Annotated in this window: 11 protein-coding genes; 4 read left to right on the forward strand and 7 right to left on the reverse strand. The window is 70.1% G+C overall.

Going from position 1 to position 15790, the window contains the following annotated elements:
* Positions 1–2: 2 nt before the first annotated feature.
* From ACFVZH_RS01570 to ACFVZH_RS01585, 4 genes are all read right to left on the reverse strand, one after another.
* Entirely contained in the window at positions 3–1391 is a 1389-nt protein-coding gene (locus tag ACFVZH_RS01570) for a glycoside hydrolase (protein WP_384891427.1), read from the reverse strand.
* A gap of 95 nt (positions 1392–1486) precedes the next feature.
* The gene (locus ACFVZH_RS01575; RefSeq protein ID WP_384891430.1) at positions 1487–2317 is read right to left on the reverse strand and encodes a carbohydrate ABC transporter permease; all 831 of its coding nucleotides are present in this window, start codon (positions 2315–2317) and stop codon (positions 1487–1489) included.
* The gene (locus tag ACFVZH_RS01580) at positions 2314–3291 is read right to left on the reverse strand and encodes a carbohydrate ABC transporter permease (RefSeq protein ID WP_384891433.1); all 978 of its coding nucleotides are present in this window, start codon (positions 3289–3291) and stop codon (positions 2314–2316) included. The genes ACFVZH_RS01575 and ACFVZH_RS01580 overlap by 4 nt, the downstream gene beginning before the upstream one ends.
* A gap of 4 nt (positions 3292–3295) precedes the next feature.
* Positions 3296–4588, reverse strand: a complete 1293-nt coding sequence (locus ACFVZH_RS01585; RefSeq protein WP_384891436.1) for an extracellular solute-binding protein — start codon at positions 4586–4588, stop codon at positions 3296–3298.
* A 265-nt stretch (positions 4589–4853) separates the two neighbouring features.
* On the opposite strand from ACFVZH_RS01585, the gene ACFVZH_RS01590 reads away from it, so the two are divergent.
* From ACFVZH_RS01590 to ACFVZH_RS01605, 4 genes are all read left to right on the forward strand, one after another.
* Positions 4854–5867: a LacI family DNA-binding transcriptional regulator gene (locus ACFVZH_RS01590; RefSeq protein WP_384891439.1), complete on the forward strand. Its 1014-nt coding sequence runs from the start codon at positions 4854–4856 to the stop codon at positions 5865–5867.
* Positions 5868–5876: 9 nt separating this feature from the next.
* Positions 5877–8096, forward strand: coding sequence for a glycoside hydrolase family 3 N-terminal domain-containing protein (locus ACFVZH_RS01595; RefSeq protein WP_384891441.1), 2220 nt, complete (start codon positions 5877–5879; stop codon positions 8094–8096).
* Positions 8093–9532 (forward strand): family 43 glycosylhydrolase, encoded by a 1440-nt coding sequence (locus ACFVZH_RS01600; protein ID WP_384891444.1) that lies wholly within the window; start codon positions 8093–8095, stop codon positions 9530–9532. Before ACFVZH_RS01595 ends, ACFVZH_RS01600 begins: the two co-directional genes overlap by 4 nt.
* A 283-nt stretch (positions 9533–9815) precedes the next feature.
* Positions 9816–11261, forward strand: coding sequence for an endo-1,4-beta-xylanase (locus tag ACFVZH_RS01605; RefSeq protein ID WP_384891447.1), 1446 nt, complete (start codon positions 9816–9818; stop codon positions 11259–11261).
* Positions 11262–11318: 57 nt separating this feature from the next.
* Here the strand turns inward: ACFVZH_RS01605 and araD are convergent, their stop codons facing one another.
* The 3 genes from araD to araB form a co-directional block, all read right to left on the reverse strand.
* On the reverse strand, positions 11319–12032 hold the full coding sequence (gene araD, locus ACFVZH_RS01610; protein WP_384891450.1) for an L-ribulose-5-phosphate 4-epimerase AraD: 714 nt from the start codon (positions 12030–12032) through the stop codon (positions 11319–11321).
* A gap of 47 nt (positions 12033–12079) precedes the next feature.
* Positions 12080–13588, reverse strand: a complete 1509-nt coding sequence (gene araA / locus ACFVZH_RS01615; RefSeq protein WP_384891453.1) for an L-arabinose isomerase — start codon at positions 13586–13588, stop codon at positions 12080–12082.
* A gap of 153 nt (positions 13589–13741) precedes the next feature.
* Positions 13742–15448, reverse strand: a complete 1707-nt coding sequence (gene araB, locus ACFVZH_RS01620; protein ID WP_384891456.1) for a ribulokinase — start codon at positions 15446–15448, stop codon at positions 13742–13744.
* Positions 15449–15790: the final 342 nt, after the last annotated feature.

The following is a 15790-nucleotide window of genomic DNA, read 5'->3' on the forward strand; positions in this document are numbered from 1 at the left end:
GGTCAGTCGAGAACGATCGTGGTGAGCGCGCGCGGGGCGAGCCTGGCCGTGAGGGTCGTGCCGTGCGTGGAGGCGACGTCTGCCGGGGCGATCGAGCGGGTCTCGTCGGTGACGTAGCCGTCGGGGTGCCGGTCGTGTCCGCCGCGAAGGGTGAACTCGGCGGACTTCTCGGTGGTCGCGGTGTTGAGGATCTCGATCACGCGGCTGCCGTCCGGGTTGCGGAAGGCCGTGACGCGCAGGGCAGGGTCGGCGTCCGTGACCGGCACGCGGACGGCGCCGGGGCGGATGAACCGGCTGAAGGCGGCCAGGGCCCAGTACCGCTTGGACACCCGGTAGTCGTCGCCAGGGTTGGCGAGCTGGATGAGGCCCCGGGTCGCGCCGAGGGACGCGCCGGTCCAGTAGACGTAGGCGTTGGCGTTGCCGACGGTCAGGGTGTTCTGGATGTCGGCGGCGACAGTGAGGCCGTCGTAGCCGCTGCCGTCGTCCCAGTTCTCGTTCCAGGTGGTGCCGTCCGGTGACCATTCGGACATCCAGACGTGCTTGTCGGTCGGCTGCGTGACCGTGGTCGCACCGCTGTAGCGGTGGCCGGTGACGGTCCGCACGGCCTTGTCGGCCGCCGGGTCCGCCTCGATGGCCTCGGTGTAGGCGACCTGTCGATCCCAGCCGGCGGCGTCGCAGCAGACCACCCCGGTCTTCAGCCCGGACGCGCGGACGGTCGGCCCGAGCACCTTGAGGAAGTCGACGGCCTGCTGCGGGGTGAAGCGCATCGAGGCGTACGTCGCCGTCCAGTCGGGTTCGTTGGTGAACCCGAGGTCGGTGATGTCGATGCCTTCGCGCTCGTAGAACTTCGCGTACTGGACGAGGTAGTTCGCGTAGGCATGGCGCCACTCGGGCAGGAGCTCGCCGCCGTTGTTCTCGTTGCCGTTGGTCTTCATGAAGGCCGGCGCGCTCCAGGCGTCGGCGTAGAACCGTTCGACGCCGTACGCCTTGGCCTCCTTGGCGAGCCAGACCTGGCCGCCGTCCCAGCCGTCCCAGACGTACGTCGGCGTGGCGTCCGGGCCGCCCGGATCGGTGGGCAAGATCGTCGGCATGTGGTCGTAGACCCGGTCGGTCGACGATCCGACGCCCAGGCGCAGGATCGACAAGCCCGCGCCCTTGTCCTTGCTGAGCAGCAGGTCGAGCACCTCGCGCCGCTTCTCAGGGCTGAGGCCACGCGCGCCGTGCAGCAGGTCGGCCCGCTGGAAGGCCATGGAGAAGCCGAATCCGTCGATGGGCTGGAGTGCGGCCCGGAAGTCGATGGCTGGGCGGGCGAGGCCCGCTGCCGACAATGCGGGGGCGGCTGCGGGCGGCGCGGGGTCGGCGGCGGCCACCTGGGATGTGAGCGCTAACAATACGATGACTGTCAGCGCGGTCAGACGTTTCACAGAGTCTCCTCGGGGAGGGTGGTCGCGCGGTACGGGCCGGTCCTTTGCACGCGCGGTACGGCTCAGCCCTTGGTCGCGCCGGCAGTGAGGCCGCCGATCAGCTGGCGCTCGGCGACGGCGTAGAAGGCGAGGGCGGGGACCATGGCGAGCACGATGTAGGCCAGGACGAGCGCGAAGTCGGTCGAGTACTGACCCTGGAACTGCTGGACGCCGACCGGGATCGTCTGCCATTTCGGATCGCTGAACACCAGTAGCGGCAGGAAGAAGTTGTTCCAGCTCGCGACGACCGCGAGCACCGAGACCGTACCGAGCGCCGGACGCGCCATCGGCAACAGAATCTGCCAGAAGAAACGGAACTTCGAGCAGCCGTCCATGGTGGCGGCCTCCTCGATCTCCGCCGGGATGGTCCGGAAGAAACCGCGCAGGATCACGATCGTCAGGGGGAGCCCGAAAGCTGCCTGCGGGAGGATGACTCCGAGCGGATTGTCGAGCAGGCCGAAGGTGCGCAGCATGAGGAAGAGCGGCAGAACGGCCACGGCGAACGGGAACATCAGCCCGATCGTGAAGAGCGTATAGAACAACTCCCTTCCACGGAAGGCATATCTGGCCAGGACGAAAGCCGCCATCGCGGAGGCCACTACCGTGCAGACCGTCGTACCGATCGCGATGCCCGCGCTGTTGGCGATCTGCCGCCAGAACATGCCGTCGCCGAGAATGCCGATGTAGTTGCCGATCTTCCACTGCTGCGGAAGCCCGAACGGGTTGTTCGTCAGTTCCGCGGTGCTCTTGAAGCCGGAGATCACCGCGTAGAGCAGCGGTACGGCGACGAACGCGGCGATCAGCCAGACCACGGCGTGCAGCGAAAGGCCGCGTACCGTCCGACGGGCGTTCATCGGCCACCTCCCGAAGTGACGGCCCCGCTCAGATCGCGGCGGAGCACGTATCGCTGGTAGAACAGCGAGAAGACGAGGCTGATCATGAACAGCACCACGCTGATCGCGCTGGCGTAGCCGACCTGGTACCGCTTGAAGCCGAACTGGAACATCGCGATCGCCATCGTCTCCGAGGAGTGGTTGGGCCCACCCGCGGTCATGACCCAGACGAGGTCGAAGAGCTGGATGGACCCGATGATCGACAGGAAGACGCTGATCCGGATCGTCGGGCCGAGCAGCGGCAGCGTGATGTACCGGAAGCGCTGCCAGGCGCCGGCGCCGTCGATGGAGGCGGCTTCCAGGATTTCGGACGGGATGCTCTGCAGCCCGGCGAGGAACAGCATCATGTGGAAGCCGAAGTACTTCCAGATCATGACGACGAACAGGGTCGGCATGACCGTCGAGGGATCGGCGAGCCACTTGCCCTGGAGCCCCTCAAGACCCAGGAAGCCGGCGAGATGGTCGGCCATGCCGGCGCCGGGCAGGAAGATCATCGTGAAGAGGACCGCCGTGACCACCTCGGAGAGGATGTACGGCGCGAAGAACAGCATCCGGTAGACGGCCCGGCCGCGGAGCTTCTGGTTGAGCAGGACCGCGGTGAACAGGGCGAAGGGCAGCTGCACCAGGACCGACATGAGGATCAGGTACAGCCCGCGCCACAGGTCGCCGATGAAGACCTGGTCGTCGAAGAGCTTGGTGTAGTTCGCGAAGCCGACGAAGTCGGCCATGGGTCCGATCCCGCCCCATTTGAAGAAGCCGGTCCAGACGGCGACGACGATCGGGGTGAGGACGAAGACGAGGAAGAGGAGCAGGGCCGGGACGAGGAACCAGGCGACCGACGCCCAGGCACCCCACCGGCTCAGGCGTGAACGGGCCGGGGGCGGCGGGGGCGCCGCCACGGACTCCACCGTCCGTTCCTTTGTCAGGGTGGACACGGAGCTAGGCACTCTTCGCAGCCTCGGTGATCGACGCGGTGACCTGCTCGGGCGTCTTCTTGCCCGCTATGAGGTCGGCGACGCTGTCGTTGACCTCCTGACCGACCGCCGGCGGGTACGCCTGGTCGAGGAAGAGCTGGAAGCCCGTGGCCTTGACCAGGCTCTCGGCCACCACCTTCCTGTTGGCGTCGGTGAGCCGGCTCTCCGCACCCTTGACCACCGGCAGGTAGCCGTTGGAGGCCAACAGCTTGGACTCGTTCTCCAGGACGCAGAACTTCAGGAAGTCCAGCGCCTCCTTCGGAGCGCCCTTGCGCAGCGCGAAGCCGCCGCCGCCACCGAACACCTCGGTCGCCTGCCCCACACCGCCGTCGACCGTCGGGAAGGGGAAGAAGCCCAGGTCCGCTCCGAGGTCGGCGCCCGCGTCCTTCTGCACCGACGGTCCCCACTGTCCCATCAGCTCCATGGCGGCCTTGCCGTTGCCCACGGACGCGGCCTGGCCGCCCGGGGTGGCGTAGCCGGCGCCGAGGAAGCCCGGCTGGAACGGCTGGAGGTCCACGAGCTCCTTGAGGTGGACGCCCGCCTTGACGAAGCCGGGATCGGTGAAGTCCTTGGAGGTCGCGGCCTTCTGCAGGGCGGGGAGGCCGGCGACGCGCATCGCAAGGTAGGCCCAGTAGTAGTGGCCCGGCCACTTCTCCTTGCCGGCGAGGGCGATCGGGGTGATGCCCGCGGCCTTGAGCTTCTTCACGTCGGCGAGGAACTCTGCCCAGGTGGCCGGCGGAGTGGTGATCCCGGCCTTGGCGAAGAGCTTCTTGTTGTACCAGAAGCCGACCATGCCGATGTCGTACGGGACTCCGTAGGTGCGCCCCCCGATCTGGTATGCCTGGAGCGAGACCGGGGTGAGCTGGGACGACCAGTCCAGGAGGTCGGTGAGGTCCTCGACGAGCCCCGCGTCGACCTGCTGCTGGAGCACGCCGCCGCCCCAGGTCTGGTAGACGTCGGGCAGCTTGCCCGAGGAAGTGGTCGCGGTCAGCTTGGACTTGAACGCCTCGTTCTCCAACGAGGTCGTGTTGATCGCGATGTTCGGGTGGGCGGTCGTGAACGCTGTGGAGATCTGCGGGAAGAGGGACTTGCCCGGTTCCGTCGTGGCGATGTTCCACCACTCGAACGTCACCTTGCCGTCGGCCGACAGGTTGCCGCCCGACTCGTCGGCCCCGCAGGCCGCGGTCAGGGCGACGGAGAGGGTGGTCAAGCCCGCGAGCGCCAGGAAGCTGCGTCGGCTCGGGACGGTGCTGGCCATGGGACCTCCGTGAGGGGGGATGCCGGGTTCGATGCCGAGCCGCTGCCGGGTTCTTGCCGGTTCCGTGCTCGAAACTTTTTCGAAATACTCTCGATTTCCGTGGTGCCACAAACTAGGAACGCCGGGCGGCACGGTCAAGACTTCTCACCGATTTATCTGGGAAATCTGCCGGCAACCTGGGCTTGACAAGCCGTCACGCCGCCCAGAAACTCTTCGAAAGTTTGCGATATCAATCGTCGTCCCACGGCGTCGAGGAGGAGAGCAGTTGAGCGAGCAGCGTGCGACTCTGGCGGTCATCGCCGCGGAGGCGGGGGTCTCCCAGGCCACCGTCTCCAAGGTGATCAACGGCCGTTCCGACGTCGCGCCCGCGACCCGCGAACGGATCGAGGGCCTGCTGCGGGCCCACAACTACCTCCAGCCCGGCCGGCAGAACAGGGCCCGCAGATCGGGCCTCGTCGACCTGATCATCGGCGGTCTGGACAGCGCCTGGGCGGTGGAGATCCTGCGCGGCGTCGAGGCCGAGTGCGCCCAGCGGAGCGTCGGCACCGTCGTGTCGCTCGTCCCACCGGGCGAGGCCACGCCGTCAAGCTGGTCCGCGCTGCCGGTCCAGCACCACAGCGACGGCGTCATCCTCGTCACCGCCTCGGTCACCCAGGCGCAGCGCGCCCAGGTCGCGCGGGGCGGGGTGGCGCTGGTCGTCATCGACCCGATCGACCTGCCGGACAACGGCGTACCGAGCATCGGCGCGACCAACTGGGGCGGCGGCCTCGCAGCCACCGAACACCTGCTGGAGTTGGGGCACCGCCGGATCGCCGCGATCGGCGGGCGCAAGGAGATGCTCTGCAGCCAGGCCCGCATCGACGGCTACCGGGCAGCCCTGGAGCGGGCCGGGATCGAGGTCGACCGCGACCTGATCCGGTTCGGCGACTTCCAGCACGAGGGCGGATTCCGGTGCGCTCAGGAGCTGCTCGCCCTGCCCGAGCCGCCGACCGCCGTCTTCGCGGGCAGCGACCAGCAGGCGATGGGTGTCTACGAGGCCGCCCGGCAGGCCGGACTGAGCATCCCTCAGGACCTCAGCGTGGTCGGTTTCGACGACCTGCCGATGTGCGACTGGTTGTCACCCCCGCTGACGACGGTGCGCCAGCCGCTGGAGGAGATGGGCCGCGTCGCCGCCCGCACGCTGTTCCAGCTTCTGGAGGACCAACCCCTGGTCAGTCCCCGGGTGGAGCTCTCGACCGAACTCAAGGTCCGCGTCTCCACCGCCCCGCCCCGTCTTTAGGAGAACCCCGTGACCGAGCCTTGGCGTGACCCCCTCCTGCCCGCTTCCGTACGAGTGGCCGATCTGCTGAGTCGGATGACGCTGGAGGAGAAGACGGGGCAACTGGCCGGCTTCTGGGCCCTGCCCTCCGATCCCGGAGCGCCCGTGGCGCCGATGGAGGACGATTCCGGCGAGCCGGCTCCGGGCCTCGACGACATCATCGGACATGGGCTCGGCCAGCTCACCCGGGTGTACGGAACCGCGCCGATCACCGCGGAAACCGGAATGGAACGGCTCGCCTCACTCCAGCGGCAGGTGATCGAAGCCGGCCGGTTCGGCATCCCGGCCCTCGCTCACGAGGAGTGCCTGACCGGGTTCATGACGCTCGGGGCCACGGTCTTCCCCGGGCCGCTCGCCTGGGGCGCGTCCTTCGACCCCGGGCTCGTACGGCACATTGCCGCCGCCATCGGCGAGGGGATGCGGCGGGTCGGCGTCCACCAGGGGCTCGCTCCGGTGCTCGACGTCGTCCGCGACTACCGGTGGGGCAGGACCGAGGAGTGCATCGGCGAGGACCCCTATCTCGTCGGGGCGATCGGGACCGCCTACGTACAGGGTCTGGAGGGCGCCGGCGTCGTGGCGACGCTCAAGCACTTCGCCGGGTACTCGGCCTCGCGCGGCGGCCGGAACATGGCCCCCGTCGCCGTGGGGCCGCGCGAGTTCGCCGACGTGCTGGTCGAGCCCTTCGTACGGGCCCTGCGCGAGGGAGGCGCCCGGTCTGTGATGAACAGCTACACCGACGTGGACGGCGTCCCGGTCGCCGCCGACGAGCGGCTGCTGACCGGGCTGCTCAGGGACGAGCTCGGCTTCGGCGGTGTCGTCGTCGCCGACTACTACTCCGTCTCCTTCCTGGAGTCCCGGCACGGCGTCTCCGGATCGCGCGGCGCGGCCGGCGCGCTGGCGCTGACCGCCGGAATCGACGTCGAGCTGCCCACGGCCCGCTGCTACGGCGAGCCGCTGACCGCGCTCGTACGGTCGGGGGACGTGCCCGAGGAGCTCGTCGACCGGGCCGCGGAGCGGGTCCTTCTGCAGAAGGCCGAACTCGGCCTCCTCGACCCCGAATGGGAACCCGTCAAGCCCGAGCCGATCGACCTCGACCCGCCGGAGAACCGGGCGCTGGCCAGGATTCTGGCCGAACGGTCCACCGTGCTGCTCGCCAACGACGGCATCCTGCCGCTGCGGCCGTGCCGGGTCGCTGTCACCGGGCCGTACGTCGACGACCCCCACTCCTTCCTCGGCTGCTACTCCTTCCCCAACCATGTCGCGCTGCCGGGCGACCCCGGGGTGGAGATCCCGACGCTCCGCGAGACGCTCACCGCCGCCGGGTTCACGGTCACCGCGGATGATCCGGAGGTGAACGTGCTGGTACTCGGCGACCGGGCCGGCATGTTCGGCCGGGGCACCTCGGGAGAGGGCTGCGACGCCGAGACCCTCGACCTGCCCGGCGACCAGGCCGCTCTCGCCTCCGCCGTCCTCGACTCCGGGGTGCCGACGGTCCTGGTCCTCGTCTCCGGCCGGCCCTACGCGCTCGGCGCGCTCGCCGAGCGCGCGGCGGCCGTCGTCCAGGCATTCTTCCCCGGCGAGGAGGGCGGGACGGCGCTGGCACGGATCATCAGCGGGGCCGCGGAGCCGTCCGGGCGGCTGCCGGTCTCCCTCCCCCGCCAGGTCGGCGGACAGCCCGGCACCTATCTGCACTCCACGTTGGGCGGTCGCACCGACTGGAGCTCGGTGGACCCGACTCCGCTGTTCCCGTTCGGACACGGGCTGAGCTGGACCAGCTTCGCCTACGCGGATCTCGCGGTGGATCCCGTCGCCCCGACGGACGGAGCCGTGTCGGTCGCGGTCACCGTGCGCAACGTCGGCGAGGTGGCCGGGACCGAGGTGGTCCAGCTGTACCTCTCGGACCCCGAGGCGTCCGTCGTCCGGCCGCGGCGCTGGCTCGCCGGATTCGGCAGGGTCGAGCTGGGGCCGGGTGAGGCCGCCCGGATCACCTTCTCTGTCCACGCCGACCGAACCTCCTTCACCGGAATCGATCTGCGCAGGAGAGTCGAGCCCGGAGAGGTCGGTGTGGCCGTCGGACGGTCGAGCGGCGATCTTCCGCTCCAGGGGTCCTTCGTCCTCCACGGCCCCGTACGGCACCCGGCGGCCGACCGTGTCCTGTCCGTTCCGGTCGAGATCGTCGCGGTGCCGTGACCACGTCGTTCGGTGATCCCGTGCTGTCCGGGTTCCGGCCCGACCCGTCCGTCTGCCGCGTGGGCTCGGACTACTACCTGGTGACGTCCAGCTTCGAGTGGTTCCCGGGGCTTCCCGTGTTCCACAGCCGCGATCTCGTGAGCTGGCGGCGTCTCGGCTCCGCCCTCGACCGGCCGTCCCAGCTCGACCTCGACGGGTGCGAGCCCTCACGCGGCCTGTTCGCGCCGACGATCCGGCACCATGACGGGCTCTTCCACCTCGTCTGCACCCTGATGGACGGCCCCGGCCATTTCGTCGTCACGGCGACCGACCCCGCCGGGCCGTGGTCGGAACCGTACTGGCTGGAGGGCGAGGGCTTCGATCCGTCGCTGTTCTTCGACGACGGGCCGGACGGCGACGGCCGGGCCTGGTTCACCGCCTCCCGCGTACGGGACGAGTCCGCCGGCCTCACCGAGATCTGGATGCGCGAATACCTTCCCCTCGAACGGCGGCTCACGGGACCCGAGTACGTCCTGTGGTCGGGAAGCCACCCGGCCGCCCGATGGGCGGAAGCCCCTCACCTCTACAGGATCGACGGTACCTACCTCCTGCTCACCGCGGAGGGCGGCACCGATGTGGACCACAGCGTGGTGGCCGCCCGCGCCGACAGGGTGACGGGCCCCTACGAGAGCGCCCCTCACAACCCGGTACTGCCTCCGGCCCCGAAGGGCCCGGTGACCTGCACCGGACACGCCGACCTCGTACAGACGCCGTTCGGCGACTGGCGGGCCGTCCTCCTGGGCGTCCGCCCGGGCTCCGCCCTCGGCCGTGAGACGTTCCTCAGCCGGGTCACCTGGCACGACGGCTGGCCGGCCTTCTCCCCCGTCGCCCACACCGGTCATCCCCGGCCCGTGCACGAAGATTTCGCCACCCTCGCCCCCGACTGGAGCATCCTGCGCACGCCCCGCGCGCCGTTCTGGACCACCGGCGACGGGCTCCGGCTCAGACTCCGTCCCGAACGCCTCGGCGACTTCACGGTCCCCTCCCTCCTGGTCCGCCCCCAAGAACAGCCCGACTGCGACGTGTCCACCGAGCTGCGCTTCGCCCCGGCCGGACCGGACGAGGAGGCCGGCCTGGCCGTGGTCGTCGACGACAACGCCCACCTCCTCCTTCTGCGCACTGCGGAGGGGCTCGTCCTTCGCCAGGGGTCCGACGTCCTCGTCCGGGTCCCCCTCTCCCCCGGCCCCGTTCGCCTCGGGGTCCGTATCCGGGGCTTCCGCCACACCTTCGTCCACGCGGCGCCCGAGGGCCCCTGGCAGGACCTGGCGACCGCCGAGGCCACCTTCCTGACGCCGCTGTTCACCAGCGTCCAGCTCGGCCTGTACGCCACTTCCCACGGCCATCCCTCCACGAACCAGGCCCATTTCCCGTGGTTCGACATCACCTATCCGAACTGACCAAGCACGTGCTCACCGAGAAGCGATCCCTGTCGAAACACTTTCGGCAGGGACCGCTTTTTCGTCACTCCGGTGAATTGCCGTGACGGTCCTGACGAACGGCTGATGCTTCCGAAACATCTTCGAAACCATTGACAGGGCCATGCCGTATTTCCAGACTGATTACCGAGGCGTCACCGCCGCTTTCCGCAGTCCCATTCCCCGGACGCGGACATCGCCACCGCGGATTCCTTCCGACGCGCGCTCTCCCCCACCCGCGATTTCCCTTATCGGAGGTCCAGCCGTGCATTCCCACACCATTACCCCGCCCACAGTCAGCCGGAAAAGAGACGGCCTGATCGCGGCGCTCCTCGTCGGCGTCCTCGGGTCCGCCACCCTGCTGGCGGCGCCGGCCTCGCAGGCCGCCGAGAGCACGCTCGGCGCCGCGGCGGCGCAGAGCGGCCGCTACTTCGGCACCGCCATCGCCTCGGGCAGGCTCGGCGACGCGACGTACACGTCCATCGCGGCCCGCGAGTTCAACTCGGTGACCGCCGAGAACGAGATGAAGATCGACGCCACCGAACCCCAACAGGGGCAGTTCAACTTCACCGCCGGCGACCGCGTCTACAACTGGGCGGTGCAGAACGGCAAGCAGGTCCGCGGCCACACCCTGGCCTGGCACTCCCAGCAGCCCGGCTGGATGCAGAGCCTCAGCGGCAGCGCGCTCCGCCAGGCGATGAACAACCACATCACCGGCGTGATGACCCACTACAAGGGCAAGATCACCCAGTGGGACGTCGTGAACGAGGCATTCGTCGACGGCACTTCTGGAGCCCGGCGCGACTCCAACCTCCAGCGCAGCGGCAACGACTGGATCGAGGTCGCCTTCCGCACCGCGCGCGCCGCCGACCCGGCCGCCAAGCTCTGCTACAACGACTACAACGTGGAGAACTGGACCTGGGCCAAGACCCAGGCCATGTACGCCATGGTCAAGGACTTCAAGCAGCGCGGTGTGCCGATCGACTGCGTCGGCTTCCAGTCGCACTTCAACAGCGACAGCCCGTACAACAGCAACTTCCGTACCACCCTGCAGAGTTTCGCCGCCCTCGGCGTCGACGTCGCCATCACCGAACTCGACATCCAGGGCGCCTCGGGCACGACCTACGCCAACGTGACCAACGACTGCCTGGCCGTCCCGCGCTGCCTCGGCATCACCGTCTGGGGTGTGCGCGACACCGACTCCTGGCGAGCCGAGCACACGCCGCTGCTGTTCAACGGCGACGGCAGCAAGAAGCCTGCCTACACCTCCGTCCTGAACGCCCTCAACGCCGGATCCTCGAACCCCAACCCCACGCCGACCCCCACCCCTGGCTCCGGACCGATCAAGGGCGTCGCCTCCGGCCGCTGCGTGGACGTGCCGAGCTCCGCCACCGCCGACGGTACCCAGGTCCAGCTGTGGGACTGCAGCGGCGGCACCAATCAGCAGTGGACCCTCACCGCCTCCGGTGAGCTGAAGGTCTACGGCAACAAATGCCTCGACGCCGCCGGCACCGCCAACGGCTCGAAGGTGCAGATCTACAGCTGCTGGGGCGGCGACAACCAGAAGTGGCGCCTGAACACCGACGGAACCATCGTCGGCGTCCAGTCCGGCCTCTGCCTCGACGCCGCCGCCAACGGCACCGTCAACGGCACGCTGATCCAGCTGTACTCCTGCTGGAACGGCACCAACCAGCGCTGGACCCGCGTCTGACCCACCGCACCACGCCAAAGAGGGGAGCCAGGATCATCCTGGCTCCCCCCGGTGCTGTCAGGCGGAGGGAGGGTTGCCGTAGTAGGCGCCGGGGCCGTGCTTGCGGGTGAAGTGGCGGTCCAGTACGTGCTGCGGGGGTTCGACCGTGCCCAGGGCGATGGTATGGAGCGCCATCTCGGCCACCGCCTCGCAGATGATGGCGTGCTCCAGGGACGCGGTGGCGGTGGCGCCCCAGGTGAACGGGCCGTGGTGGGCGACCAGGGCTCCGGGGACTTCCCGGGCCCGCGTGTCGTCACGGTCGAGCAGGTCCACGATGACCTGACCGGTGTTGTACTCGTAGTGCGTGGCGCACTGCTCGGAGGTGAGGGCCGCGGTGACCGGGACGGGACCGTTGAAGGTGTCCGCGTGGGTCGTGCCGAGCACCGGTATCGGACGCCGGGCCTGGGCGAAGGCGACGGCGTGGGTGGAGTGCGTGTGGGTCACGCCTCCGATGGAGGGGAAGGCCAGATAGAGGCTCCGGTGCGTCTCCGTGTCGGTGGACGGCCGAAGGTGGCCTTCCACGACGCTTCCGTCGGCCAAGGAGACGACGACCAGGTCCTCCTCGCTCAGCGCGTCGTAGGCCACACCCGAGGGCTTGATGACGAAGACGCCGGCGTCCCGGTCCACGCCGCTCACGTTGCCCCAGGTGAGGGTGGCCAGACCGGCCCGGGGGATGCGGAGGTTGGCCTCCAGCACCTCCCGGCGCAGTTCCTTGGAAACGGCGGTGCTCACGGAGGGCTCCGTCCTCACGGGGGTGGATGGGGTGGTGGCGGAAGCGCTCACAGGCTCTGGGCCAGGCGGTGGTACGCCTGGTTCCAGCGCAGCTCGCGCGTGAACCGCCGTACGGTGGTGTCCTCGTCGATGACGACGAGCTCGGTCCGCAGCATCTCGGCGAGGTCTTCGAGCTCCTCGCCGCCGAGGGCGGTGGTCAGGACGGTGTGGTGCGGGGCTCCGGCCGTCAGCCATGCCTCGGTGGAGGTACGCAGGTCCGGACGCGGGCGCCAGACGGCCCGGGCGACGGGGAGCTTCGGCAGCGGCTCGGGCGGGGCGACGACGTCGATGTGGTTCGCGACCAGGCGGAACCGGTCGCCCATGTCGGCGAGACCGACGACGACGGCCGGACCGGGGTCGGCGTCGAAGACGAGGCGGACCGGGTCCTCGCGCCCGCCGATGCCGAGCGGGTGGATCTCGCAGCTGGGCGTGGCCGTCGTGATCGAGGGGCAGACCTCGAGCATGTGGGCGCCGAGGATGAGTTCCTGACCCGGCGTGAGGTCGTAGGTGTAGTCCTCCATGAAGGAGGTGCCGCCGGGCAGGCCGTGGTCCATCGCCTTCAGCGTGCGCAGCAGGGTGGAGGTCTTCCAGTCGCCTTCGCCGCCGAAGCCGTAACCGTCCGCCATCAGGCGCTGCACGGCGAGCCCGGGCAGCTGGCGCAGGCCGCCGAGGTCCTCGAAGTTGGTGGTGAAGGCGCGGAACCCGCCTTCCGTGAGGAAGGTCCGGAGACCGGCTTCGACGCGGGCGGCGTAGCGCAGGGAGTCGTGGCGCTCGCCGCCGGGCCGCAGCTCGGGCGCGAGGGCGTAGAGGTCCTCGTACTCCTTGACGAGGGCGGAGACGGCGTCCTCGGGGGCGGCGTCGACCACGGCGACGAGGTCGTTGACGCCGTACGTGTTGACCGAGACCCCGAACCGCAGCTGCGCCTCGACCTTGTCGCCCTCGGTGACGGCGACGTCGCGCATGTTGTCGCCGAACCGGGCGAGTTTGAGGGTGGTCAGTTCGGCGCGACCGACGGCGGCGCGGGCCCAGCCGGCGATGCGGTCGACGACCTCGGGGTTGGAGACATGGCCGGCCACGGTCTTGCGCGGGACGCCGAGGCGGGTCTGGACGAAGCCGAACTCGCGGTCGCCGTGGGCGGCCTGGTTCAGGTTCATGAAGTCCATGTCGATGGTGGACCAGGGCAGTTGACGGTTGGCCTGGGTGTGCAGGTGGAGCAGGGGCTTGCGCAGGGCGTCGAGGCCGGCGATCCACATCTTGGCCGGGGAGAAGGTGTGCATCCAGGCGATCAGGCCGACGCAGCGGTCGTCGGCGTTGGCCTCCAACATGAGCGCGCGGATGGCGGCCGCATCGGTGAGGACCGGCTTCCACACCAGGCGCACGGTCATCTGGGGCTGGCCGGCGAGGGTGTCGCAGATGGTGCGGGACTGGTCGGCGACCTGGGCCAGGGTCTCGTCGCCGTAAAGGCCCTGGCTGCCGGTGAGGAACCAGATCTCGCGGTCGGGCTGGGTGAGCGTCATGTCGGGTGTGCTCCTCGGAGGTGCGGGTGGGAGAAGTCGGGCCGATGGCGGCCGGGGGCGGGGAGGCACCCCCGGCCGATCGGTGGTGGCGAGGCGCCCGACCAGTCGGGGGTGGCGAGGCGACCGGTCAGCCGGTGGTGGCGAGGCGACCGGTCAGCCGGTGGTGGCGAGGCGTGCGGTGTTGCGGATGCGCCGCAGGCGGTGCAGGAGGAGGTCCGCGCCGGTGCCGAAGTACTCGTGCAGGGCGCGGTACTCGCCGAACAGCGCGTCGTAGGCGTCCGCGCGTGCCGCGTCGGGCACATAGGCGTGGCGCCGGACGCTGCCCATGACGGACGCGGCGGAGCGGACGTCGGGGTAGACGCCCGCCGCCACGGCGGCGTGGATGGCCGAGCCGAGCGCCGGCCCTTGCTCGGAGGTGCCGACGGAGACGGGACGGCGGAGCACGTCGGCGTAGATCTGCATGAGCAGCGCGTTCTTGCGCAGACCGCCGGTGACGATGAACTCCGCCACGGGAATCCCGCCGTCCTCGAACGTCTCGACGATCACCCGGGTGCCGTAGGCGGTGGATTCGAGCAGGGCCCGGTAGACGTCCTCGGGCCGGGTGTCGAGGGTGAGACCGGCGACGACTCCCGAGAGGTGGTGGTCGACCAGGGGGGAACGGTTGCCGTTCATCCAGTCCAGGGCGACCAGGCCGTGCGCGCCGACCGCCTGGCCGGCGGCCTTGCGGGTCAGGAGCTGGTGCAGGTCCTCGCCCGACGCGTCGGCCTCGGCGCGGTAGTGCTCCGGTACGCCCTGCCGGAGCCACCAGGCGAAGATGTCGCCGACCGCGCTCTGACCGGCCTCGTAGCCGTAGGCACCTTCGACGATGCCGCCGTCGACGACCCCGCAGATGCCGGGGACCTCGGCGAGGGTGGCGCCGTTGAGTACGTGACAGGTGGACGTGCCCATGATGGCGAGCATCCGGCCGTTCTCCACGGCGCCCGCCGCGGGGGCGGCCACGTGGGCATCGACGTTGCCCGCCGCGACGGCGATGCCTTCGGGGAGCCCCGTCCAACGCGCGGCCTGACCACTCAGTCCGCCGGCACGTGAACCCAGGGGTGACAGCGGGTGCTCCAGGCGCGTGGCCGGGAAGTCGGCGAAGTCGGGGTGGAGCCCGGCGAGGAACTCCGGCGAGGGGTAGGCACCGTCCTGGTGGATTCCCTTGTAGCCGGCGGTGCAGGTGTTGCGGGACTCGGTGCCGGTCAGCTGCCAGACGATCCAGTCGGCCGCCTCGATCCAGCGGGCGCAGGCGGCGTAGACGGCGGGGTCTTCTTCGAGGACCTGCAGGGCCTTGGCGTACTGCCACTCGGAGGAGATCTTGCCGCCGTACCGTGCGATCCACTTCTCACCGCGGGCGTGCGCGAGGGCGTTGATGCGGTCGGCCTGCTCCTGGGCGGCGTGGTGCTTCCAGAGTTTGGGCCAGGCGTGCGGGCGGTCGGCCCACCCGGGCGTCAGGGCGAGCGGGGTGCCGTCCGGGGTGGTCGGCAGGACCGTGCAGGCGGTGAAGTCGGTGGCGATGCCGATGACGTGGGCCGCGTCGACTCCGGCGTCGGCGAGCGCCGCCGGGACGGCGGTGCGCAGGACGTCGCGCCAGTCCTCGGGGTGCTGAAGCGCCCAGTCGGGGGGCAAGGGGGCCTCGGTGGAGGGAAGGCGGTCCTCGATGACGGCGTGGCGGTACTCGTGGACCGACGAACCGAGTTCGGCGCCGTCCCGGACCCTGACGACGACGGCGCGCCCGGAGAGGGTGCCGAAGTCGACTCCGATGGTGCATGCCTCGGGGTGGTGTCGGGCCGCGGGGCCGGAAGGGGCGTGAGGGGTCACGATGCGTCTCTCTCGTCATGAGCGGCCAGGGGAGTACCCTGATTGTTAACGCTCACAATCTTGTTGGACAAGAGCTGGATGCCGTTCTGCCGAACATTCGGTGGGAATCAGGGCCTTGAAAGTGAGCGCTCACTCGACGGATGCCGAAGAGCTGCCCCGCGGGAGGCGGGGCGGCCGATAGGCGGAGGCAGAGCGAGCCGCAGGGGCGTGTGCGCGAGCGGGCCGCAGGGCTGCCCGGGCGGACGGGCGGGCCGAGGCGTGGGGGGGGGGGCGCGCGGGCCCCCCCCGGGGCCCCCCCCCCCCCCCCGCCCCCCCCCCCCCCCCCCGCCCGCGCCCCGCACC

It is taken from the genome of Streptomyces sp. NPDC059534 (assembly GCF_042743475.1).
Lineage (GTDB): Bacteria > Actinomycetota > Actinomycetes > Streptomycetales > Streptomycetaceae > Streptomyces.